Source organism: Afipia sp. GW821-FHT04G03, assembly GCF_059419985.1.
Map to the genome: position 1 here is coordinate 181,524 of NZ_JBWKSV010000002.1, position 22,097 is coordinate 203,620.

The following is a 22,097-nucleotide window of genomic DNA, read 5'->3' on the forward strand; positions in this document are numbered from 1 at the left end:
GTTCATTTTTACGCCGCTCCGGCAAGCGTAGGCAAAAACCCTCCCGCGATCAAACGGCCCGTCTGCATCTATGGAATGCAGAAACCGCCCTGCTCTCGCACTTGCGAGATGCATCCAGACGACGGTGAACGGCCCGCCGGCGCAGCGCGGCGCCTGCGTTCACATGCAGATGATCGCGCGATGACAGCTACAACGAAAATCGAGTTGCAAAGTTTTGCGCGCCGGTTGTTAATTGGAACAATTACAAAAAGCACTTTTGGAAATCATCTGGGGAGGTCCCTTTGTCTGCAATCAAGTTGACCGTCAACGGTAAAGCGGTGTCCGCCGATGTCGAGGATCGCACGCTGCTCGTCCATCTGCTACGCGATCATCTCGGTCTGACCGGCACGCATGTCGGATGCGACACCAGCCAGTGCGGCGCCTGCATCGTTCATATCGATGGCCGCGCCGTGAAATCCTGCACCACGCTGGTCGGACAGGCCAACGGCGCCAATGTCACCACCATCGAAGGCATCTCGAAAGGGGACACGCTGCATCCAATGCAGGCGGCGTTCCGGGACAATCATGGCCTCCAGTGCGGCTATTGCACGCCGGGCATGATCATGTCGGCTATCGACATCGTGACCCGCCACGGCGGCAATCTCGACGAGGCCACGGTGCGCCACGAGCTGGAAGGCAACATCTGCCGCTGCACGGGATACCACAACATCGTCAAGTCGGTGCTGGACGCCGCCGGACGCATGAAGGTTTCAGTCGCCGCGGAATAGTCCGCGACGATAGCTCACCAATCGGATTTGCAGTTGCCCGCGCTGCTCGCGCGACCAAGGCAACCCTTATGGAAAGGCCAGCATTATGAGTGAAGGTATCGGCGAGAGGGTTCTGCGCAAGGAAGACAAGCGTTTCATCACCGGCAAGGGCAAGTACACCGACGATGTGCGCCTTCACGGCATGACCTATGCGTCGTTCGTCCGCAGCCCGCACGCCCACGCAAAAATCAAAAGCATCGATACCGCCGCCGCCAAGGCCATGCCGGGCGTGGTGGATGTCCTGACCGGGCAGCAACTCGTCGACGACAAGATCGGCAATCTGATCTGCGGCTGGATGATCCACTCCAAGGACGGCACGCCGATGAAAATGGGCGCATGGCCGGCGATGGCGCCGGAGATCGTGCGTTTTGTCGGCAATGCCGTGGCGGTCGTCATCGCCGAAACCCGCAACCAGGCGCGCGATGCCGCCGAAGCGGTCGTGGTGGACTACGAGGAATTGCCCGTCGCCGCCGATATTCGCGCAGCCATCGCACCCGGCGCGCCGCAGCTTCATCCCGAAGCGCCCGGCAACGTCATCTACGACTGGACCATTGGTGACGAAGCCGCCACCAATGACGCCTTCTCAAAGGCCGCGAATGTCGTGGCGCTCGACATCACCAACAATCGTCTGTCGCCGAACGCGATGGAGCCGCGCGCTGCGGTCGCGGAATACGATTCCGCCGAAGAGCATTTCACGCTCTACACCACCTCGCAGAATCCGCATGTGGCGCGCCTTGTGTTGTCGGCGTTCTATAACGTCGCACAGGAACACAAGCTGCGGGTGATCGCGCCGGACGTCGGCGGCGGCTTCGGCTCCAAGATTTTCATCTACCCCGAAGAAATGGTGGCGCTATGGGCCTCCAAGCGCACCGGCCGTCCGGTGAAGTGGACATCGGACCGCACCGAGGCATTCCTCAGCGACGCCCATGGCCGCGACCATCTCACCAAGGCGGAGATGGCCTTCGACAAGGACAATAAAATTATCGGCCTGCGGGTGAAGACCCACGCCAATCTCGGCGCCTACATGTCGCTGTTCTCGTCGTCGGTGCCGACTTATCTCTACGCGACGCTGCTGTCGGGCCAGTACAACATTCCGGCGATCTTCGCCGAGGTCATCAGCGTCTACACCAACACCGCGCCGGTGGATGCGTATCGCGGTGCGGGCCGCCCGGAAGCCTCCTTCGTCATGGAGCGGCTGATGGAAACCGCGGCGCGGCAGCTCAAGGTCGATCCGGCCGAACTGCGGCGCAAGAATTTCATCACGCAGTTTCCGCACCAGACGCCGGTTATCATGGCCTACGACATCGGTGACTTCGGTGCTTCGCTCGACGCCGCGCTGAAAGCCGCCGACTATGCCGGCTTCCCTGCCCGCAAGGAAAAGGCAAAGAAGGAAGGCAAGCTGCGCGGCATCGGCTTCTCCTGCTACATCGAAGCCTGCGGCATCGCGCCGTCGAAAGCCGTCGGCAGTCTCGGCGCCGGCGTCGGTCTATGGGAATCCTGCGAGGTGCGGGTCAACCCCGTTGGAACCATCGAGATCCTCACCGGCTCGCACAGCCACGGCCAGGGCCACGAGACAACCTTCGCGCAGGTGGTCGCTGACCGGCTCGGCATTCCGACCAGTCAGGTCTCTATTCTCCATGGCGACACCGACAAGGTGCAGTTCGGCATGGGCACTTACGGCTCGCGTTCCGGCGCGGTGGGCATGTCTGCCATCGTCAAGGCGATGGAGAAGGTCGAAGCCAAGGCGAAGAAAATTGTCGCGCATCAGCTGGAGGCATCGGAGAACGATATCGTCATCGAGAACGGTGAATTCAAAGTCACCGGCACCGACAAGTCGATCGCGCTGCCGATGGTGGCGCTTGCCGCCTACACCGCCCACAACCTGCCAGACGGCATGGAGCCGGGCCTGAAGGAAACCGCGTTCTACGATCCGACCAACTTCACCTTCCCGGCCGGAACTTATATCTGCGAGGTCGAGGTCGATCCCGGCACCGGCAAGACGGAGTTCGTCAGCTTCGTCGCGGCCGATGACTTTGGACGTCTCATCAACCCGATGATCGTCGAAGGCCAGGTGCATGGCGGGCTCGCGCAAGGCATAGGTCAGGCGCTGCTTGAACATGCGGTCTACGACAAGAGCGGCCAGCTCATCACGGCGTCGTTCATGGATTACGCCATGCCGCGCGCGGATGATCTGCCGTCGTTCAAGCTGTCGCACACCACGACGCTCTGCCCCGGCAATCCGCTCGGCATCAAGGGATGCGGCGAAGCCGGCGCCATCGGTTCGACGCCGGCGGTGATCAACGCCATCACCGACGCCATCGGCAACAACCGGCTTGAGATGCCGGCCTCGCCCGACCGGGTGTGGCACGCCATTCATCAGCAGCAGGCAGCGGAATAGGAACGGGGAGAAACATCATGTACGAGACAACCTACCATCGCCCCGCAAGCGTCGATGACGCCGTCGCCCTGTTCAAGAAGGGGTCGGATTCGAAATATCTCGCCGGTGGCCACACGCTGCTGCCGGTGATGAAGCAGCGCCTTGCGCAACCATCGGACGTGATCGACCTCGCGCGGATACCCGCGCTGGTCGGCGTGTCGGCCACCGCCGACGCGCTCGTTATCAAGGCGGCGACCACCTATTACGACATCCTCACCAGCAAGGACGCGGCGAAGGCGATCCCCGCCATCGTGCATCTGACTTCGGTGCTCGGAGATCCTGCTGTGCGTTATCGCGGCACCATCGGCGGCTCGATCGCCAACAACGATCCGGCCGCGGACTATCCCGCCGCCGTGGTCGCGCTCGACGCCACGGTGAAAACCAACAAGCGCAGCATCAAGGGCGAGGATTTCTTCAAGGGCCTGTTCACCACCGTGCTCGAAGACGGCGAGATCATCACCGAGATCTCGTTCCCGATTCCGGCGAAGGCGGCCTACTCGAAAATGCGTCACCCGGCGTCACGTTTCGCGCTCACCGCCGTATTCGTCGCCAAGACCAAATCCGGCGACGTGCGCGTTGCCGCCACCGGGGCTTCGCAGAACGGCGTGATGCGCGTGCCGGCCATCGAAGCCGCACTGAAAGCCAACTGGTCGGCGGGCGCCATCGACGCGGTGAAAGTCTCCGCCGACGGTCTGATGGAGGACATCCACGGTTCGGCGGCATACCGCGCCAACCTCATCAAGGTGATGGCGCAGCGCGCGGTGATCGAGGCGGGCTGAATTCTCTGTAATGGAAAAGGAAAAGGCCGCCCCTGAAGGGCGGCCTTTTTAGTTTCATATGAGTAGAAAAGTTACTCGACGATCTGCACCACGCGACGGGTGCGCGGGTCAACCAGAACCGTGCGGTCGTTCACCACGGTGTAGCGATAGTCGCGAACACCATATTCCTGCGGAACGTCGTAGTAGGTCACGCCGTCCTCAGGAAGGACAACACCTACCGCGAGTTCATTCTGATAACGGTAAGAAGGACGACGTTGTTCGACCACGTAGTTGCGAAAGCGCGGACGCTGATCGACGCCGAGAACGCCGGCCACGCCGCCGACAACGCCACCTACAGTGCCGCCAACGATCGCGCCGACCGGTCCGCCTGCACGCTCGCCTTCACGCGCACCACGTTCGATACCGCCCGGCACGCCTTGCGCAGACGCAACCACCGGAATGAGGGCGCCGGTAGAAATCATCGCCAAGGCAATCAAAGTCCGCTTCATATCTAAAACTCCCGTTTATGAACTCGGGAAACACAAGTAAGCGGCGGCGGAATGGTTCCTCAAATCGGCAAAAACCCTTAAAAAGGCGCTTTTGCCGAACATTTGCGACAGTATTCATTGGCTCTTTTGCCGAAACTCGCCTAAAGCACGTGCAAACTTCACCAATCTCGCGAAGCTGCTGAAAGCGTCCGTATCCGGGCGCTTGTCCAATCCATTTGATTGCACCGTGGCGACAACGCCAACCAAGGTCTGACCGTGAAAACCCTGTCTGCAAGTGCACCACTCGCCCGCGCTCTGGCCGAGCGTAATTATAATGACGCGACCCCTGTCCAGAAGGCGGTGCTCGCAAGCGATGCCGCCGGCCGCGACCTGCTGGTGTCGGCGCAAACCGGCTCCGGCAAGACTGTCGCTTATGGCCTCGCTATGGCCGCCGATCTGCTGGGCGAAGCCGAGCGGCTGAATCGGGCCGCAGCTCCGCTGGCGCTGATCGTCGCGCCGACACGTGAACTGGCGTTGCAGGTGCATCGCGAACTCGAATGGCTTTACAAGCAGGCCGGCGCGCGCGTCGTCTCCTGCGTCGGCGGCATGGACCCGCAGCGCGAAAAGCGCGAACTCGAAGCCGGCGCGCATATCGTGGTCGGCACGCCGGGCCGGCTGTGCGATCATATTCGCCGCAAGCGCCTCGATGTAACTGAACTGAAGGTCGTGGTTCTCGATGAAGCCGACGAGATGCTTGATCTCGGGTTTCGTGAGGATATGGAGTTCATTCTCAAGACCACGCCGGACACACGGCGCACGCTGCTGTTTTCAGCGACCCTGCCGCGCACGATTATCTCCATCACCAAGCAATATCAGAACGACCCTTTTCGTATCGAAGTCACGAGCAGCGGAAGCGGTCACGCCGATATCGAATATCGTGCGATCCGGATCGCGCCCGGCGACGTCGAGCATGCCGTGGTCAATGTTCTCCGATTCTTCGAGTCCCCGAGCGCCATCGTGTTCTGCAACACCCGCAACGCGGTCAACCATCTCCAGGCAGCACTTCTGGAGCGCGGGTTTTCCGTGGTCGCACTCTCCGGCGAGCTGACCCAGAACGAGCGCACCAAGGCGCTACAATCCTTGCGTGACGGCCGCGCGCGAATCTGCGTCGCCACCGATGTCGCGGCACGCGGCCTCGATCTGCCAAGTCTTGGCCTCGTGATTCACGCCGACCTGCCGAACGATCCGGAAGTGCTGCAGCATCGTTCAGGCCGCACCGGCCGCGCCGGCAAGAAGGGCGTCAGCGTCATGCTGGTGATCCCCGCGCGCAAGCGCCGCGCCGAGCTGCTGCTCAACCAGGCCGGCATTGATGCGGTCTGGGGCACCGCGCCGACCGTGGAGGAGATCCGCAAGCTCGACCAGCAGCGCATGTTGCAGGACGCGCTGTTCGGCGAGGAAAACACCGAGGACGATCTGGTGCTGGCGCGCGCATTGCTCGCCGAGCGGCCGCCTGAGGACATCGCGGCGGCGCTGGCGCGGCTCTATCGGTCGCGCCTTCCATCGCCCGAAGATATTCTCGATCCGGGTCAGGGGCGTTCGCGTGACGATCGCGGCGCGCGCGAGGCGCGCGGCGCCAAACGATTCGAGCGCGACACACGAGGCGAAGAGCGCGCGCCGAGATCGAAACCAGCACGCGGCGGTATGTCCGAGGGCAGTGTGTGGTTTCGCGCCGCCATCGGCCGCAACAAGAACGCCGAAGCGCGCTGGCTGCTGCCGATGATCTGCCGCCGTGGCGGAATCGGCAAAGGCGACATCGGCGCCATCCGCATTTTCGACGCCACCACCGAGTTCGAGATTTCGGCGTCCGCTGCCGAGGAGTTCGCCGCGAAGATCAAGCGCCCGGACAAGGAAGACAATATCCGCCTCGAAGCATTGCCGAACGGACCGCAAGGCGACGCCCCGCCTGTACAGCGCAGCGGCAAACCGGATTACAAAGGCAAGAACAACGGCAAGCCGGCCTATCGGGAAAAGCCCGCGTATCAAGGCAAGCCGTCGTTTGACAGCAAGCCGCGCTACGAGAAGAAGTCACACGAGGCGAAGCCGCAGCGCGACGAACGGCCCCGGTTCGAGGATGCGCCGCCACGCGCCAAGAAGCCGAAACACGCCGGCGGTCCCGATCGTCAGAGCTGGCCTGATGTCGACAAGACGGCCTTTGCCAAGAAACCGAAGAAGAAGAAGCACCGCAAGGGCACGTAAATCATCGCTTCAGACGATTGCGGTTGCGGGCTTCGCAGATAGCCTAGGTTACTTTTTCAACCGCCCCGTGGGCTTGGCGCCGACGAGGATCGCGGCCACGATGCAGGGTTCGGTGCCGCGCACGCTCCAGGAGTGATTGGTGCCGCGCTGAATCAGGATGTCACCCTGCTTCAGCAGCGTCTCCTCCGTGTCCATGATGGCATAGATCTCGCCCCTGAGAACGATGATGTAGTCCACGGTCGCCGTGGTGTGGGTCATCGGATCGTCTGACGCATGGTCCGGCGCGCCGTCGGCGCCGATCGAAGCAAACGCCTTCTTGGCATCCGCGCTCTGACGCCAGGCGGTATCCGGCGGAAACTCGACAATGCGCAGGATCGTGCCTTCTGATGGCGGTTCGAGCTTGATCTGACCTTCTGCGGCGTCCGCATTGCCCTCGTTCGACGCTGGTGACGTAGCCGTCCGCCACAAGTCGGTCAGCGCAACGCCCGGCATCGACGCCATCTCGAGGATGTTCGGTGCCAACCCATCCATGACGATTTTGGACTTGCCGTTCTGATCGTGGCCGGTGACGACGCGGCGAATGCGATGGACCATGTGTTCTCTCCCTTACTTGTTTCTTGTCAGTCGCGGCGTAGCACGCGGTTGCGCAACACTCCGATGCCCTCGACCCCGAGTTCGACCACGTCGCCCGATTTCAAGAAGCGCATCGTCTCGAGGCCACAGCCACCGCCCACGGTGCCGGAGCCGAAAAATTCACCCGGATAGAGCGTTTCTCCGCGCGAGACATGCGCGATGCAATCCTCGAACTTCCAGCGCATCTCGCCGGTGTTGCCGCGCGCCCACTCCTCGCCGTTGACGCGCGCGATCATGGTCTTGGCGTAGGGATCGCCGAATTCATCGGCAGTCACAAGGCAAGGTCCCATCGCGTTGCCGCCGTCGAAATCCTTGCCCTTGCCTGGGCCGAGTTGGCCCGGCATCTCCCTGGTCTGCTCGTCGCGCGCGGAGAAGTCGTTGAAGATGGTGTAACCGAAGATGTGCGCTCGCGCGCCTGACGCAGCGATGTCGTTGCCCGATTTTCCGATGTAGCAACCGAACTCCAGTTCGAAATCCATCAGCGACGAATAGGCCGGCCACACCACGTCGGTGTCCGTGCCGATGACGTTGAGACGATTCGGATGATAAAAAATCGGCCGCTCGTACCACGTCGCTGGAACTGACAGGATGCCCTTCTGCTCCATCTCGCGCATCGCTGCCTCCGGGTCCGGAGACTGCTGCGCGCGGACGCGGCGCGCTTGCTCGAAAGCCTGCACGAGATGCTTCTCAAAACACAAAAAGTCGCGCATCTGCGGGGGACGCGGAATCGGCGCGTCGAGCTTGATTTCGCTTCGCGCCCGCCGCGCTCCCGACGGCGGCAGCTTCAGAAGCTCGGTCACGACATCGAGGCCGTTGGCGCCGGCCTCGGCGATTTCGAGCACGGTGGCGACCGGACCGGTGCCGCTCCACTTCTGCTGATAGGCCGCCGCGAGATCGATGACAGCGGCACCGTCCTCGACCAAGATGCCACTGCGCGGCCGGTCATTGCCATGACGGAACGTGACGAGTTTCATCGACGTCTCCTATTGCAGTTCCTGTTTAAGCTTGCGCAACGCATCCATGATGATGGCCGCGTCCTCGCTGAGCGCGACCATCCGCACACCTTGCGCCGCCCAGCGCTTTGCCGCTGCGACATTCGGCGCGAACACCGCCGTGCCGATGCCGCGCGCGGACGCCGTCGTGACCGTGTTCTTGATCGCTTCAATCACCTTGGGATGTTCGGGTTGCCCGCCAACCCCGAGCGACTGAGCCATGTCGACCGGACCGAGAAAGATGCCGTCGAGGCCGGGAACCGCGAGAATGTCACCGAGCGCGTCAAGACCTTCACGGCCCTCGATCATCACCATGACACTGACGTCGCGATTGGCATCCTGAAACCAGGTCGGGCCCGCGCCGTAATCGGCGGCGCGCACCCAAGGGTTGGTGCCACGCGCACCGTGCGGAGCAAATCTCGCTGCCTTCACAACCTCCAGCGCTGCGGCAGCACTGGTGACCTGAGGCACCAGCACACCGGCCGCGCCGGCATCAAGCACCGCGCCAATCAGCGAGGGCTCGTTCGCCCGCACCCTGACGATCGGATACATGTCGCGCACCTGCGCGGCCAGAATCAGCGGAATCACAGAATCGATCGAAAACGGACCATGTTCCATATCGATAATGACGGCTTCGAATCCAGCGACCCCGATCATCTCGATGACATGCGTTGAAGGAATGATCGCGAACACGGCGGTAAGCGCACCGCCTTCGCGCAGCCGCTGATTAAGCGAAGGTCTCGTTATCATCGCGCTGTCCTTAAGTCGCGGTGCAATGCGGCGGCGGCATCATCAACCGCGCGCTGCGCCGTAGCGATCATGGTGTTGAAACGGACGAAGCCATGATTGACCCCGGGATAGACCTTCAGATCGTTGGCGACGCCGACCGCGTCCAGCCGCGCCTTCAGGGCCCGGGCATCGTCAAGCAGTGGGTCGAGCGAGCCAATAATCTGTTGCACCGGCGGAAGCCCTTGCAAGTCGCCCGCCAGCGGAGCGGCACGCCAGTCGTTGCGCTGCTCCGGGCGCTCCAGATAGGTCGACCACACCCACTCCATCTGCGCCTGCGACAAGCCATAGGCTCCGGTCCCGAGCGTCTTCCAGCTTTCGCTGGCGGAATCGCCCGACGAGACGCAGTAGAACAGCAACAGCGATTTCAAAGCCTGTTCGCCGCGATCGCGCAGCGTCATGGCCGCAGCCAGCGCCAGATTTGCGCCCGCTGAATCGCCACCCGCCGCCAGACGCGCTGGGTCAACGCCCCACGCCGCGCCAGATTGACGGACGTGCTGAATTGCCGCGAGGGCATCCGACAGGCCGGCCGGGAATTTGTGTTCGGGCGCGAGACGATAGTCGACGTTGAGCACGGCGATATGGGCGCGATGCACGAGTTCGCGCATCAGCCCGTCCCAGCCCCGCGCGCTGCCATAGGCAAACCCGCCGCCGTGAAAATAGACCAGCAATGGCGGCGGCGCGCCGAGATCCGGCACATACAGACGACACGGAATGAGACCGCCCGGCCCCTCGATAGTCAGGTCACGTTCGGTTGCGACCGGCGTCACTTTATCGGCGAGGAATTTGCCGAGGCGATCCTGCCCGGCGCGAACATCGGCCATCGCCGCCGTTCGCGGATCTGGCGCAACCAGTCCGTTGTCCTTGAGGAATGCGCCGGTTGCAATCAGTTCAGGATCGACCGGATCGATCGCTGGTGCTGCTTCGCCCATAAGTCACCTCACAAACCGAGATACAGTTTCTTGACGAGATCGTTATCGCTCAGTTCGGCGCTCGTTCCGGAAACCGCAATCTCGCCATGCACGATGACGTATCCGCGGTCGGCGATCCGGATCGATTGCGTGAAGTTCTGCTCAGCCATCAGAACCGTCAGTTCCTGCTTCCGTTTCAATTCGCCGATCTTTTCGATGGTGCGCTTGACCATGATCGGCGCGAGGCCGACCGACGGCTCGTCGATAATGAGAATCGACGGGAGCGACATCATCGCACGGCCGATGGCCAGCATTTGCTGCTCGCCGCCGCTCATGCTGCCGGCAAGCTGCCGCCGGCGCTCACGCAGCACGGGAAACAGATCGAAGCACAGCCCTATTGTCTCCTTGAGCCTGGCCCGCGCCGACTTGCGAAAGGCGCCGAGCAGCAGGTTTTCCTCGACCGACAGGTTCGGGAATAGCCGGCGGCCTTCCGGCACCAGCGTGACGCCGAGAAGCACCAGTTCCTCGGTCGAGAGTGTGGACACGTCATGTGACCTGCCATCGATATTGATCAGCACGCGCCCGGCGGAAGGGCGCAATATTCCCATGATGCATTTGATCAGCGTGCTTTTGCCGTTCCCGTTAGTGCCGAGCAGCGCCGCCGTCTCGCCACGACTGACTTCGAGCGAGACATTGTTGAGCACGCGGACGCCGCCGTAGCCCGCATGAACGTTCTCAACGACGATGCTATTCGCCAAGATACGCCCTTTCGACATTCGGATCGCGCAACACCTGTTCGGTCGGGCCGTCGGCAATCTTGTTGCCTGCCACCAGCACAATGACGCGCTGGGAGAACTTGGTCACGGCGCGCATGATGTGCTCGATCATGATGATCGCGATGTTGCGCTCGTTAAGCCGGAACAGCAGCTCGAGAATTTCATCGACCTCGGTGGTCGACAGCCCCGCCAGCGCCTCGTCGGCGATCAAGAGTTTAGGATTGGAGGCAATCGCCTTGGCGAGCTCGAGCTTGCGCAGCTCGACCTGCGTCAAAGCGGTGGTCGACTGCGCGGCCTGATGAGCCAGGCCGACGAGTTCAAGCAACGCCATCGCCTCTTTCGCGACCGTCGTTTCATGCGACTTGTGATGTCCGCAATAGTCGAGCGGGATACGAATGTTATCAAGAACGCTGACGCTGAAGAACGGCTTCGGAATCTGGAACGTTCGCGCGAGCCCGGCGCGGGTTCGCAAATGCGCCGGTTTGCCGCGCAAGCTTTCCCCCGACAGCAGCACGTCGCCACCGTCGCTGCGCAAAGTGCCGGTGATGCAGTTGACGAGCGTGCTCTTGCCGGACCCGTTCGGCCCCAGCACGCCGATCCGCTCGCCGGGCTGAACTGCCAGCGACACATCGTTCAGCGCAATAAAGCCGCCGAAGCGCTTGCTCAGCCCTTTGACCTCGAGAAGCGCCGTCATGCCGGCCGCTCCGAAGCAGGAGACCGGTTACGGCGGAACAAACCCATCAGACCGTTGGGGGCGACGATAACGAAAAGCACGAGCAGCACACCGACGATCAGCGAACTCCATTGCGAGAACGCGGTCACCCCCGTGCCGACCTGAACGAGACTGAGCAGGACCGCCCCGATCACGGGGCCGACCCAGTTCGACGTTCCCCCGATCAGCGGCATTGCGAGCGTGTTGACTGCGAGCGCCAGACTGAATGTCGAGTACGGATCGACATAGCCGACATAAAGCGGATATGACGCGCCCGCCGCGCCCATCAGTGCGCCACTGAGGGTGGTGGCCATCAGCTTCAGCCGCAGGGTCGCGACTCCGGCACATTCAGCAGCCTGCTCATCGTCGCGCAGCGCGGCGAGCCCCCTTCCCATCCAGGAATGCTCGATCCAGCGAGCCAGCCATATCGCGATGACGGCAAGCGTCGTCATCGCAAAAAACAGATACTGCGTGTAATTGGAAAACAGCGACGGAGTCGCCGGCCGGACCAGCGTGAAACCACGTGCGCCGCCAACGAAATCCCAGTTCAGCACGACGGTTTGCAACACGACCGCGAGGCCCAGCGTCGCGATCGAAAAGAACACGCCGCGCAGCCGTAATGTCAGATACCCGGTCGCAAGGCCGGCAAGACCGGCGATCACCGCGGCAATCATCACATAGAGCGGCAGTGGCAGCGATACCAGCTGACTCAGCGCCACTGTCGAATAGACGCCGATGCCGAAAAATCCTGCGATGCCGAAATTGACATAACCGGCATAGCCACCGAGCACGTTCCAGGCTGTCGCGAGCACGATGTATTGCGCTACGATGTAGGCTGCGAAGAAAGCGTAATCGTTGAGACCAATGCGCGTCGAGAGCGCTGCGGCGATCAAGACGAGAACACAGAAGAAGGTGAAGCGACTTGCACTCATTTCAGCGTCCCATCAGGCCGGACGGTTTGATCGCGAGAGCGGCAAGCATGATGCCGAATGCGACAGCCGGCGCCCATGACGGGCCGAAAAACGTGCCCATGATGCTTTCTGCAAGCCCGAGGATCAGTGCACCAAGCACGGTGCCGACCACGCTGCCGAGACCGCCCAGAACGCAAACCGCGAACACCCGGCCGATCAACTCCTGCCCTGTCGGCGGCGTCACCGGCTGCATCATGATCAGCATCGCGCCGGCGATCGCCGCGGTCACGAACGAAACGCCGAACGCAATCTGCCGCACTCGCGTCGGGTTGACGCCCATCAGCCGCAGCGCCAGCTGATCCTGCGCGCCAGCGAGCACGGCACGGCCAAAGAATGTCTTTGTCAGCGACAGATAGATCGCGCCGATGGTGACGACCGAAATGGCGGCCGGCACCAGCAGACGATAAGGCACGACGAAGTCGCCGAGCAGAAGAATGCCGCTGGCGTAAGGCACCTGCACGCTCCGCAGATCCACCCCGAACGTCAGCACCAGCGAGATCTCGACAATGAACATCAAGCCGAAGAAGAACGTCAGGCCGCGGAGCGCGTCCTTGCCCCGCCGCTCGAAACTCACATGGTAGACCGTGTAAATCGCGCAACCGAGCGCGAAGAACGGAATTGTTAGCAGAAATCCGATGAGCAGCGGGTCGAGCCCGAATATCTGGTTCAGCCAGTAGACGAAGAAGGACGACAGCACGATAAAGGCCGGATGCGCGATGTTGACCACGTCGAGCATTCCGAAGGCAATCGACACGCCGATTGCCATGGCGGCATAGAACGCGCCCAGCAGGACGCCAGACACCAGGGCGTCTGCCAGAAGTTGCGCGGAAAAATCCATCATCAGGACTCGTTGTCGGATTCGGCCATTACTGGCCGGGTCCCGCGTAAGGATAGATCAGCTTGCCGGACTTCAGCGACGGCGGGTGCATGATGGCCTGAGTTCCGGGTTTGTAGAACTGGTCAATGCCATTGCCCTTGATGCCCTGATACTGAACGAGCAGCGGACGGGGCTTGGCCCATTCGCCGTTTTCGCCAAACCGGATTTTTCCGACGATGGTATCGAATTCGTCCTGACGGATGTGTTCCGCGATTTTGGCCTGATCGAGCGAACCGGTCGACGTGATCGCATTCTGCATGACCTGCGCGGCCGCATAGACGTAAGGCGGCACGTAGAAACCGAGTTGATCGATGCCTTCGGATTTCGCGGTCGCCTGATAGCGCTTCAGGAATTCCTGGATGCCGGGGAAATCCATCGTCGACTCGGGAGCGTAGAGTTCGTAGTTCACCACGCCGTTCAGCAACGGGCCGAGCTGGGTCTTCAGCGCGGCATATTGCACGCCGATCATGCCGCCGCCGATCATCTTCGGCTTGAAGTTGAGCTCGGTCGTGGCCTTGATGAAACCGACACTGTCGGTCGGGTAGGATGCGACAAAGACAAGATCCGGCTTGGTCACTTGGATCGCGCGGACAATCGGCGTCAGATCGACGACGTTCGCGGGATAGCTCTTGTCATAGACGACCTTGAGGCCGTGCTTCGCGGCGAGATCGCGCGCGCCGTCCATCGCGACCTTGCCATATTCAACGTCGACGCCTGTGATGGCGATCGTCGTCGGCTTTGGCTCCTGCGCCATCGCCACGTCGAAGAAGCCGCGGGGCACTTCCGTGCGCGGATCGGGGCCGAGCGGCGCGATCTGGAAGAAGCGATCGTACTTGAATTTCTCGTTCGGCGTCATACCGATCAGGCCCATCATCACCATGCCCTTCTGCATGGCTAGCGGGATCGCCGGGATCATCTGCGTGGTGCCGTAGCTTGAGATGATGAGATCGACCTTATCGACCTCGATCAACTTGGTGTACATGCCGGGAACTGCAGCCGGGCTGCTCTGATCGTCGTAATAGACCAGCTTCACCTCGCGTCCGAGCAGGCCGCCTTTGGCGTTAACGTCCTCCGACCACATCCTCAGCGCAAGCAGCGCGGCCTTGCCGTTGGCGGCAAGCGGTCCCGTCAAGGGCATGCTGAAGCCGAGCCGGATCGGATCGGCTGCACGCGCGTCCGACAATGCTCCGCACAAGACGACCGCGAGCGACACTGCCATCGCGAGTACAACGCGGCGTGACCACGCCCGGATTATCTGGGTCATCAACGGTTTCCCCTCATACTATTTGTTATTACGGCGCGCCCGTTTCGGGCGCGCCTTGATCCGAACTCAGCTTATTGCTCAGGCCGACTGCAGAATGCCGGCGCTGACGAGTTGGTCGCGCACTTCGGGCGCGTATTCGGCCGCAGGCTCGTCGCCGGTGATGATGCCGAGCAGTATGCCCTCGGTCTTGCCCGGCTCCGGCTCGACACAGATAAACCGGCGCTGCACACCGATCGGAAAGCAGATGAAATCCTTCGGGCTGAGGATCACGTGCTCATCGCCTTCGGCGCCCTGCCATTCCAGACGCCATTTTCCTTCAACAACCATGAAGGTTTCATTCGTGTCATGGGTGTGCATCGGCGCGCCATGCCCGGGCGTGGCCTTCACGAAAGCCACGCCGAAGCCCGGCTTCATATGATTGATCACCGGACGCACCGCGTTGCCGAAGGGCGAATACTGCTCGTCGCCGGTGGGCTGATCGAAACCGATCACGCTGTAGAAAGTGCGATGATATTCTTCAAGTTTCATGTCCGGAATGCCATCGGACACACCCTTGATCTTGTCGAAACGCGCGATGCACTTCTCAATTTCGGCGCGGCTGGGCTTTACGACGTCGATCGCCATGTGGACCTCCCTGTTTTTCGTTGTTGGAATGAGACTAGGTCCAAGTCGCAAAATTCAGCAAACCCTATTCGCTTATAACTCCTATTACGAATCCTTATTCTGCGCGCGCAACGCACGTGCAGCATCGCGGGCAACGCCGCGCAGCCAGGCATTTCCGGATTCGTGATGATGCCGCTCGTGCCAGACCATCGACAACACGAAATCAGGCACGGGAAACGGCAACGGCAGGAATTTCACCTGCGGATGCCGCTGATGATCGATCAATCGCAGCGGAATTGTTGCTGCAAAGCCATGCCGCGCAACAGCGTCGAGCATGGTGGTCATGCTCTGTGCGTGCAGTGCGATCTTGCGCTCTCCCCTCTTGAGGCTCAGCGCATGATCGGTATGGCGTTCCACTGTTGAACTACCGTTCTCCTCAGTGAAGAACACGACATGATTGAGCGCCATATATTCACCTAATCCGATCGATCGGCGTTTGCCGAACTCCGCACGCGGCAGGGCGCAAACCAGACGATCCCGAAACAAACCCACCGAACGCAGGGTCGGCGCAAGATTGGTAAAGAAGCCGATAGCAAGATCCACCGGGCCGCTCTCGAGATGGCGGTGCAGCCGGCTGAGGTCCGGCAGGGTCGCACGAATCGACGACTTCGGAGATTGAACGAGAAAGCGCTGCATCAGAACGGGAAAAAATACCGCCTGAATGTAGTCCGACGCCATGATCGAAAACAGCCGCGTCGCCTCTGCCGGGACGAATTTGCGCTCCTTCCAGAACGCGCCTTCAAGCAGATCGATCGCCTGCTCCGCGGTCTGTGTGAGATCAAGCGCGCGCGATGTCGGCAGCATTGCATTTGCGCCACGGACGAGCAGCGGATCGCCCGACAAGACACGCAGCCGCGCGAGCACCTGACTCATGGCGGGCTGACTGATGCCCATGCGCTTCGCTGCAGTCGAGACGTTGAGTTCCTTGACCAGTGCGACCAGGCACATCAGGGAAAAGAGGTCGAGCTGACGATAGTCTCGTCGCGGAGGTTTGCTCATCGATGGCTCTATAAACCGCTGGTATCTGTTTTGAGCAGTAAATCACTCCCGCGGGATTGGCAGCAAAGAAACTGCGTATGTGAAGGCGGGGCCAGCCCTACGCCCCGCAAAGCCCCACACAATCAGATACTTATATCGGGCCGCATCTCAATGCGGGGCGATCACGTTAGAGCAATCGTCGCGCGATATCACGTGCCGCAACGTAGCCGAATACGATCGCAGGACCCAACGTGATACCCGGACCGGGATAATTCCCGCCCATGACCGAATGCATATCATTGCCGCATGCATAGAGGCGCGCGATTGAGCTCCCGTCCTTCCGCAACACCTGCGCGTTTTCGTTTGTTGTGAAGCCGGTTGCGGCTCCAATATCGCCGGGATACAGACGAACCGCATAGAACGGAGGCGTCTCCAGCGCGCCCAGACAGGGGTTGGGACCATGACCAAGGTCTCCGGCGGTGATCCGCTGGTATTCCGTCGAGCCACGTCCGAAATCGCTATCGACACCATCGCGAGCGAAGCCGTTGAATCGTTCGACAGTCGCCACGAGATTATCCGGATCGATACCAAGCTTCTTCGCCAGTTCGGGCAGACTCTTCGCGCGCGTCAGGTAACCGTCTTTCAGAAACGCACCGCGACCCCACCGACTGGGGCGAACCATTCCAAGACCGTACTTTCTGAGCGCCGCTTCGTCAGCGATGAGGTAGGCTGGAATGCTTGGCGAAATCGCATGAGCGGCGAAGAGACCTTGCGTGAAGGGATGATACGACAGCGCTTCGTTGACGAAGCGGCGGCCGGATTGGTTGACAGTTATGATTCCCGGCCTGCCTCGATCAAATATGAAATGTGGAAAAACCGCTTTGCTGCCATCGGCTCGCGCGCGAACTGAAACTGGAGACCAGAACGCGCTGTCGCGGTCGTCTTCGCCATAGTGGGCTCCTATATCGAACAACTGCTCGTGCAGGGAGCCCGTATGTCCCGGAGCGCCAGGGCAGAATTCCGCCACAGGCTCGCGCAGCATCCGCTTGCGCAGATCCGGATTGCGATTGAAGCCGCCCGTGGCCGCGATCATCCCGCCCCGAAAGTCGATCCGATGTGTGATGCCATCTTGCTCGAGCGTAACGGCGCAAGGTCCATCGGCGTCGGAATGAATCTGCTTGACGGATGTGTTGAGCAATATGGGCACGTCGCGATCGCGCAGCGAGATCAGAAAGCGCGCGATCAGCGCATTTCCCATCATCAGGCGTGTGCCACGCCGGTACGACAGGCGATCGACCGCATGCCGCGTCAGTATCTTCAAGGAATGCATCAGCGCCCGCAGCGAGCGGTTCGCCGCAAGCAGGTTCAGAACATCCTCTTGATTCACCATCATTCCGCCGAGGATGGTGAATTCGGGAATCGGTTCTCGAATGAGATCGAACAATGCTCCGAGTTTGCGTCCGTCGAACGGCACAGCCTCCAGGACCCGCCCCTTCAGGGTCGCTCCCGGCAGATCGCTGTTGTAGTCCGGATGTAGTTTTCGCGCCCGAAACTGGAGTTGGGAATGTTGCTCGAGTTGCTCGACGGCCTCCGGACCGCTCGACAGGAACGCCAGCCGGAGCGCTTCCGGCGACTCGTTGCCGACCGACGAGCGGAGATACAAAGCGGCATTCTCCAAGCTATCTTCGCCGCCGACCTGCGTTGCATGACGTGTATTCGGAATCCACGCACTGCCCGCCGAATAGGCGCTCGTCCCCCCGATCCGATCTGTGCTTTCAACGATCAGGGGCCTGAGGCCAAGTATCGCGGCCGAAAGCGCCGCCGAAAGACCGGCGGCCCCCGAACCGACCACGACGAGATCGAATGGAGAGGCGCTTGCGGCGTCACGCAACGAGTTAAGTATTTTAGCCTCCCTGCGTCTGTGGCGGGCTCTCAGGCCTGTGATGCATCTGTCGGCAGTGGATCATCATCCACGTGCTGGCATCTGCGGGCTTGGCCTAGATCTCGAACATGGCACGAACGATCTGCTCCGGACGGACCGGCGTGGAATTGAATTCCACCCCGCGCTCCGAAAAGGCGTCCGACACGGCATTGGCGATAACAACCGGCGGCGCAATCGCGCTTCCTTCGCCGACGCCCTTAACACCGAGCGGATTAAGCGGCGAAGGAAAGTGCATGTGAATCAAATCGACATGCGGGACGTCGCTTGCGCCGGGGCACAGGTAGTCCATGAAAGAACCCGCAAGCAACTGTCCTTCGGAGTCGTAGCTGAACTCCTCGAGCATCGCGCCGCCCAAGCCTTGTACGAATCCTCCATGTATCTGCCCGTCGACGAGCATCGGATTCACGACTGTTCCGCAGTCGTGGACGATGACGTACTTTTCAATCTCGAGCCGGCCAAGGGCCGTATCGATCTCGACAATCGCTGCATGCGTTGCATAGGCCCACGTGACGGTCGGAGGTTCGAAGTATGCCGTTTCTTCCAGACCTGCGCTCATCCCAACGGGCCGATTGTTGTCCCAGCCTGGGCGAGCCGCCTTTGCGATACTCGCCAACGTGATTTCCTTGCCCGGCACACCGAGTAACCCGACGGCGCCATTTCGCAGTTCGAGATCGTCGGGCGAGCACTCCAGGATGTTGGCGGCGATCGCGAGGACTTTCTTCAGCAGCGCTTCGCTTGCGGCATGTATAGCGCCGGAGAGCGTGACTGTGCTCCGGCTGGCGATGGTCCCAAATCCGATCGAGATCGAAGACGTGTCTGCGAGCGATACGACGACGTCTTTGGGCTCCACCTTCCAGGCATCGGCAACGATCTGCGAGAAGATCGTTTCCATGCCCTGGCCCTGCGCGCAGGCTCCACCCGCGAGATAGACCTTCCCGGTGGGATCGATCCTGATCGTGGCGCCCTCGAACGGCCCCACGCCCGTGCCTTCGACGTAGCAGCCCAGACCCAGTCCCAGATATCGTCCCTCGGCGTGGGCGGCCCGTTGCCGCTCACGGAATGCGTCCAGCCCGCCGATGGCCTCCAGCGCGAGACGAAGCGATTCGGGATAGTCGCCACTGTCGTAAACAATCGGCTCCCCATCGCGATAAGGGATGCCGAGGCTGTATGGCATCTCGGAATGCGGAATCATGTTCCGCATGCGCACGACTGCCGGATCCAGCTTCAGCTCTCGCGCGATGAGGTCCATCATCCGCTCCATCGCGAACGTGGCCTCCGGCCGGCCGGCTCCACGATAAGGTGCATTCGGCACCTTGTTGGTTGCCACGATGCGCGATCGAACCGAGAAGTGGTCGAATTTGTACGGGCCCGGCAAGTGCACGGCCGTGTTGTAGGCGATGCCCGATCCGATGGGGTTCCAGGCGCCGCAGTCGACGAAGAAGTCGTCTCGAAACGCGAGCAACCGGCCATCATCGTCGAAGCCGATCTCGACATCGTGGACCTGATCCCTCGAATGACACGCGCTCATGAAGTGCTCATGCCGATCCTCGACCCACTTTATCGGGCGGCCGATTTCACGCGCGAGATAAGGGATAAGAAGGTCTTCGGGATAAACGTGGCCCTTAACTCCGAAACCGCCGCCCACATCGAGCGCAAGGCTCCGGATCCGGGCTTCAGGCATGCCGAGCACCGTAGACGCCTCGCGTCTGAGCCAGTGCACGACCTGGCAGGCCGACCATATCGTGATGCTGTCCGTCCGTTTGTCGTAGGACGAAACCACACCGCGACATTCCATCGGCAGCGCGCCGTATCGATGATGATAGAAGCGCCGGCTCAAACGATGCGGCGCGGAATTCAGGGCAGCGTCGACATTCCCCTTGCCGACGGAGAAATCACCAATCAAGTTGGTTGCATATTGCTCGTGAAGGATCGCCGCTCCCTCCGAGATGCCCGCTTCCGGATCGACCACGGCATCGAGAGATTCGATGTCGACCGTTACCAGTTCGGCTGCATCCTCGCCTAGATACCGGCTCTCCGCGATGATCACCGCGATTGCTTCGCCGACATGGCGAACCTTGTCGTGCGCGAGCAATGGTTGTTGAGGATTCAGGAATTTGTGCTGAACGCGCGTTGTCCACTTCTTCGGCAGCGCGAGCTGCGCGTCCGGCACTGGCGTCAAAACCTTGGCGAGATCCGGACCGGCTATCGCGTAAACGACGCCCGGCGAGGACAACGCGCCGGAGAGATCGACGCTTCGGATTCGACCATGGGCAACCTGGCTGCGAACGAAGACCGCATGCAGCATCCCCGGCAACTTAAGATCCGCAACGAATTGTCCCGATCCCGTCAGAAGCCGCTGATCTTCGCGGCGAAGAATGGACTTGCCGACAAAACCACTTCCCGCCTCAGACATGCGCCAACTCGCTCTTCATAGCATGCGTGTCCTCGCCTCGCATTTCGGCCGCCGCGGCCAACACGGCTTTCACGATGTTTTGGTAGCCGGTGCAGCGGCAGATAACGGACGACAAGGCCTCTCGCGCCTCTTCTTCGGTCGGTGAGGGATTGGTGCCCAGAAAATCTATGATGACGGCAAGCATCCCCGGCGTGCAGAAACCACACTGTAATGCGTGATTCTCGTGGAAGGCCTTTTGCACGGGATGAAACTTGCCGGCCTTTGCGATGCCTTCGATCGTGGTGATGCTTGCTCCGGAAGCTTGCACCGCGAGCATCAGGCACGATCGGACGGCCTGCCCGTTCACCACCACGGAGCAAACGCCGCACACACCATGCTCGCAACCAACATGCGTTCCGGTCAGATCGAGATTTTCGCGCAGAAAATCAGCCAGCAAGGTCCGCGGCTCGCAGACACCTTTCACGGTCTTGCCGTTGACCTCGCATTCAATTTCAACCTGCTTAATCAAAACTCTTCCTCCCGCGCTACGATCGATCTCGTCGGCGTCTTCTTCATCAACGACGCTTTAGTGCGCCGCGCGCTTCAAGACTCGCATCGTCAACGTCTTGGTCAGGTGGCGCCGATAGGCCTCACTCGCGTTGCGGTCAACCATGGGTTCAATAGCTGCAGCCGCCGCATCTCCAGCCTCGGCGATGGCGGCTGCATCGATGATCCGGCCCTCCAGCAGTCGCTCCGCCGAGGAAAGCCTGGTGGGCGTTGGCGAAACGCCAGCAGTCGCGAGACGCGCCGCCTTGCAGCGCAGGCCCTCAAACGTAAGAACAGCCGCAACAGCCGCGATGGCGAAGTCGCCGCGACGTCGCGAGAATTCATCCACGGCGAAACGCGCCGAGGACGGCATCACCGGGATCCGCACCTCGGTCAGGATTTCGTCCTCCTCCAGTGTCGTCACCATCGAGTCCACGAACAGGTCGCATGCCTTAATCGTGCGCTGCCCTTTGGCTCCCGTGACCAGGACCTCGCCTTCAAGCACCTGAAGTACCATCGGGAGCTCGGCCGCTGAGTCCGCGTTGGCAAGCGATCCTCCGATCGTCCCGCGCGACCGCGTGGGCAGATGCCCGACCATCTGAATGGCCTTGCTCAGCAGGGGTAGCTTCTCGGCAACGAGGGGCGAGAACTCAATCGATCTCTGACGCGTCATGGCGCCAATGCGCACCACATCGTCCGCGCATTCGATGAAATCGAGCTCTTCCACCCGGTTCAGATCGATGATGACGGAGGGCGCAGCCAGACGAAAGTTCATCATCGGCATTAGCGTTTGCCCACCGGCGAGCAGACGCGCATCTCCGCCGTATTGGTTCAGCAAATCTATCGCAGCCGATATGGTTTTCGGCGCGTAGTAATCGAAAGGTGCCGGCTTCATGGTGATCCTGGAGT

At 61.2% G+C, this 22,097-nt stretch carries 20 protein-coding genes; 4 read left to right on the forward strand and 16 right to left on the reverse strand.

The features are described from left to right. Positions 1-281: 281 nt before the first annotated feature. The 3 genes from AC07UB_RS10115 (at position 282) to AC07UB_RS10125 (ending at position 4,022) form a co-directional block, all read left to right on the forward strand. Positions 282-767 (forward strand): (2Fe-2S)-binding protein, encoded by a 486-nt coding sequence (locus tag AC07UB_RS10115; RefSeq protein WP_492791588.1) that lies wholly within the window; start codon positions 282-284, stop codon positions 765-767. 85 nt (positions 768-852) lie between these two features. Then, a complete protein-coding gene (locus tag AC07UB_RS10120; protein WP_494652860.1) occupies positions 853-3,204 on the forward strand; it encodes a xanthine dehydrogenase family protein molybdopterin-binding subunit in 2,352 nt (783 codons plus the stop codon). A gap of 17 nt (positions 3,205-3,221) precedes the next feature. Beyond that, on the forward strand, positions 3,222-4,022 hold the full coding sequence (locus AC07UB_RS10125) for an FAD binding domain-containing protein (protein ID WP_494652861.1): 801 nt from the start codon (positions 3,222-3,224) through the stop codon (positions 4,020-4,022). Between the two features lie 71 nt (positions 4,023-4,093). Here the strand turns inward: AC07UB_RS10125 and AC07UB_RS10130 are convergent, their stop codons facing one another. Beyond that, positions 4,094-4,510, reverse strand: a complete 417-nt coding sequence (locus AC07UB_RS10130) for a DUF1236 domain-containing protein (RefSeq protein ID WP_492791585.1) — start codon at positions 4,508-4,510, stop codon at positions 4,094-4,096. A 255-nt stretch (positions 4,511-4,765) separates the two neighbouring features. Between AC07UB_RS10130 and AC07UB_RS10135 the strand changes: the two genes are divergently transcribed. Further along, positions 4,766-6,745, forward strand: a complete 1,980-nt coding sequence (locus tag AC07UB_RS10135) for a DEAD/DEAH box helicase (RefSeq protein WP_494652863.1) — start codon at positions 4,766-4,768, stop codon at positions 6,743-6,745. A 48-nt stretch (positions 6,746-6,793) separates the two neighbouring features. Here AC07UB_RS10135 and AC07UB_RS10140 read toward each other — a convergent pair whose 3' ends face one another. The 15 genes from AC07UB_RS10140 to AC07UB_RS10210 all read right to left on the reverse strand — a co-directional run bounded on the left by AC07UB_RS10140 (position 6,794) and on the right by AC07UB_RS10210 (position 22,083). Further along, positions 6,794-7,339: a cupin domain-containing protein gene (locus AC07UB_RS10140; protein ID WP_492791583.1), complete on the reverse strand. Its 546-nt coding sequence runs from the start codon at positions 7,337-7,339 to the stop codon at positions 6,794-6,796. 26 nt (positions 7,340-7,365) lie between these two features. Then, positions 7,366-8,352: a fumarylacetoacetate hydrolase family protein gene (locus AC07UB_RS10145; protein ID WP_492791582.1), complete on the reverse strand. Its 987-nt coding sequence runs from the start codon at positions 8,350-8,352 to the stop codon at positions 7,366-7,368. Between the two features lie 9 nt (positions 8,353-8,361). Continuing rightward, positions 8,362-9,120 (reverse strand): HpcH/HpaI aldolase family protein, encoded by a 759-nt coding sequence (locus tag AC07UB_RS10150; protein WP_492791581.1) that lies wholly within the window; start codon positions 9,118-9,120, stop codon positions 8,362-8,364. After that, positions 9,117-10,088: an alpha/beta hydrolase gene (locus AC07UB_RS10155; protein ID WP_492791580.1), complete on the reverse strand. Its 972-nt coding sequence runs from the start codon at positions 10,086-10,088 to the stop codon at positions 9,117-9,119. Before AC07UB_RS10155 ends, AC07UB_RS10150 begins: the two co-directional genes overlap by 4 nt. An 8-nt stretch (positions 10,089-10,096) precedes the next feature. Beyond that, entirely contained in the window at positions 10,097-10,825 is a 729-nt protein-coding gene (locus tag AC07UB_RS10160; RefSeq protein WP_492791579.1) for an ABC transporter ATP-binding protein, read from the reverse strand. Then, a complete protein-coding gene (locus AC07UB_RS10165) occupies positions 10,815-11,537 on the reverse strand; it encodes an ABC transporter ATP-binding protein (RefSeq protein ID WP_492791578.1) in 723 nt (240 codons plus the stop codon). Before AC07UB_RS10165 ends, AC07UB_RS10160 begins: the two co-directional genes overlap by 11 nt. Then, a complete protein-coding gene (locus AC07UB_RS10170; RefSeq protein WP_494652867.1) occupies positions 11,534-12,487 on the reverse strand; it encodes a branched-chain amino acid ABC transporter permease in 954 nt (317 codons plus the stop codon). The genes AC07UB_RS10165 and AC07UB_RS10170 overlap by 4 nt, the downstream gene beginning before the upstream one ends. 1 nt (position 12,488) lies before the next feature. Continuing rightward, positions 12,489-13,367 (reverse strand): branched-chain amino acid ABC transporter permease, encoded by an 879-nt coding sequence (locus tag AC07UB_RS10175; RefSeq protein ID WP_492791576.1) that lies wholly within the window; start codon positions 13,365-13,367, stop codon positions 12,489-12,491. Positions 13,368-13,392: 25 nt separating this feature from the next. Beyond that, a complete protein-coding gene (locus tag AC07UB_RS10180) occupies positions 13,393-14,667 on the reverse strand; it encodes an amino acid ABC transporter substrate-binding protein (RefSeq protein WP_492791575.1) in 1,275 nt (424 codons plus the stop codon). Between the two features lie 78 nt (positions 14,668-14,745). Next, positions 14,746-15,291: a cupin domain-containing protein gene (locus AC07UB_RS10185; protein WP_492791574.1), complete on the reverse strand. Its 546-nt coding sequence runs from the start codon at positions 15,289-15,291 to the stop codon at positions 14,746-14,748. An 84-nt stretch (positions 15,292-15,375) separates the two neighbouring features. Continuing rightward, a complete protein-coding gene (locus AC07UB_RS10190; protein WP_494652869.1) occupies positions 15,376-16,329 on the reverse strand; it encodes a LysR family transcriptional regulator in 954 nt (317 codons plus the stop codon). Positions 16,330-16,495: 166 nt separating this feature from the next. Beyond that, a complete protein-coding gene (locus AC07UB_RS10195; protein ID WP_494652871.1) occupies positions 16,496-18,199 on the reverse strand; it encodes an FAD-dependent oxidoreductase in 1,704 nt (567 codons plus the stop codon). A gap of 106 nt (positions 18,200-18,305) precedes the next feature. Continuing rightward, on the reverse strand, positions 18,306-20,663 hold the full coding sequence (locus tag AC07UB_RS10200) for a xanthine dehydrogenase family protein molybdopterin-binding subunit (protein ID WP_492791571.1): 2,358 nt from the start codon (positions 20,661-20,663) through the stop codon (positions 18,306-18,308). Beyond that, positions 20,656-21,168, reverse strand: coding sequence for a (2Fe-2S)-binding protein (locus AC07UB_RS10205; protein WP_492792744.1), 513 nt, complete (start codon positions 21,166-21,168; stop codon positions 20,656-20,658). Before AC07UB_RS10205 ends, AC07UB_RS10200 begins: the two co-directional genes overlap by 8 nt. Positions 21,169-21,228: 60 nt before the next feature. Then, positions 21,229-22,083, reverse strand: a complete 855-nt coding sequence (locus tag AC07UB_RS10210) for an FAD binding domain-containing protein (RefSeq protein WP_492791570.1) — start codon at positions 22,081-22,083, stop codon at positions 21,229-21,231. Positions 22,084-22,097: the final 14 nt, after the last annotated feature.

Excerpts from the sequence above, each read along its gene's own strand:
- AC07UB_RS10120 (WP_494652860.1), top strand. The coding sequence starts at position 853 with ATGAGTGAAGGTATCGGCGAGAGGGTTCTGCGCAAGGAAGACAAGCGT.
- AC07UB_RS10125 (WP_494652861.1), top strand. The coding sequence starts at position 3,222 with ATGTACGAGACAACCTACCATCGCCCCGCAAGCGTCGATGACGCCGTC.
- AC07UB_RS10130 (WP_492791585.1), bottom strand. The coding sequence starts at position 4,510 with ATGAAGCGGACTTTGATTGCCTTGGCGATGATTTCTACCGGCGCCCTC.
- AC07UB_RS10140 (WP_492791583.1), bottom strand. The coding sequence starts at position 7,339 with ATGGTCCATCGCATTCGCCGCGTCGTCACCGGCCACGATCAGAACGGC.
- AC07UB_RS10145 (WP_492791582.1), bottom strand. The coding sequence starts at position 8,352 with ATGAAACTCGTCACGTTCCGTCATGGCAATGACCGGCCGCGCAGTGGC.
- AC07UB_RS10150 (WP_492791581.1), bottom strand. The coding sequence starts at position 9,120 with ATGATAACGAGACCTTCGCTTAATCAGCGGCTGCGCGAAGGCGGTGCG.
- AC07UB_RS10155 (WP_492791580.1), bottom strand. The coding sequence starts at position 10,088 with ATGGGCGAAGCAGCACCAGCGATCGATCCGGTCGATCCTGAACTGATT.
- AC07UB_RS10165 (WP_492791578.1), bottom strand. The coding sequence starts at position 11,537 with ATGACGGCGCTTCTCGAGGTCAAAGGGCTGAGCAAGCGCTTCGGCGGC.
- AC07UB_RS10170 (WP_494652867.1), bottom strand. The coding sequence starts at position 12,487 with ATGAGTGCAAGTCGCTTCACCTTCTTCTGTGTTCTCGTCTTGATCGCC.
- AC07UB_RS10175 (WP_492791576.1), bottom strand. The coding sequence starts at position 13,367 with ATGATGGATTTTTCCGCGCAACTTCTGGCAGACGCCCTGGTGTCTGGC.
- AC07UB_RS10180 (WP_492791575.1), bottom strand. The coding sequence starts at position 14,667 with ATGACCCAGATAATCCGGGCGTGGTCACGCCGCGTTGTACTCGCGATG.
- AC07UB_RS10185 (WP_492791574.1), bottom strand. The coding sequence starts at position 15,291 with ATGGCGATCGACGTCGTAAAGCCCAGCCGCGCCGAAATTGAGAAGTGC.
- AC07UB_RS10190 (WP_494652869.1), bottom strand. The coding sequence starts at position 16,329 with ATGAGCAAACCTCCGCGACGAGACTATCGTCAGCTCGACCTCTTTTCC.
- AC07UB_RS10200 (WP_492791571.1), bottom strand. The coding sequence starts at position 20,663 with ATGTCTGAGGCGGGAAGTGGTTTTGTCGGCAAGTCCATTCTTCGCCGC.
- AC07UB_RS10210 (WP_492791570.1), bottom strand. The coding sequence starts at position 22,083 with ATGAAGCCGGCACCTTTCGATTACTACGCGCCGAAAACCATATCGGCT.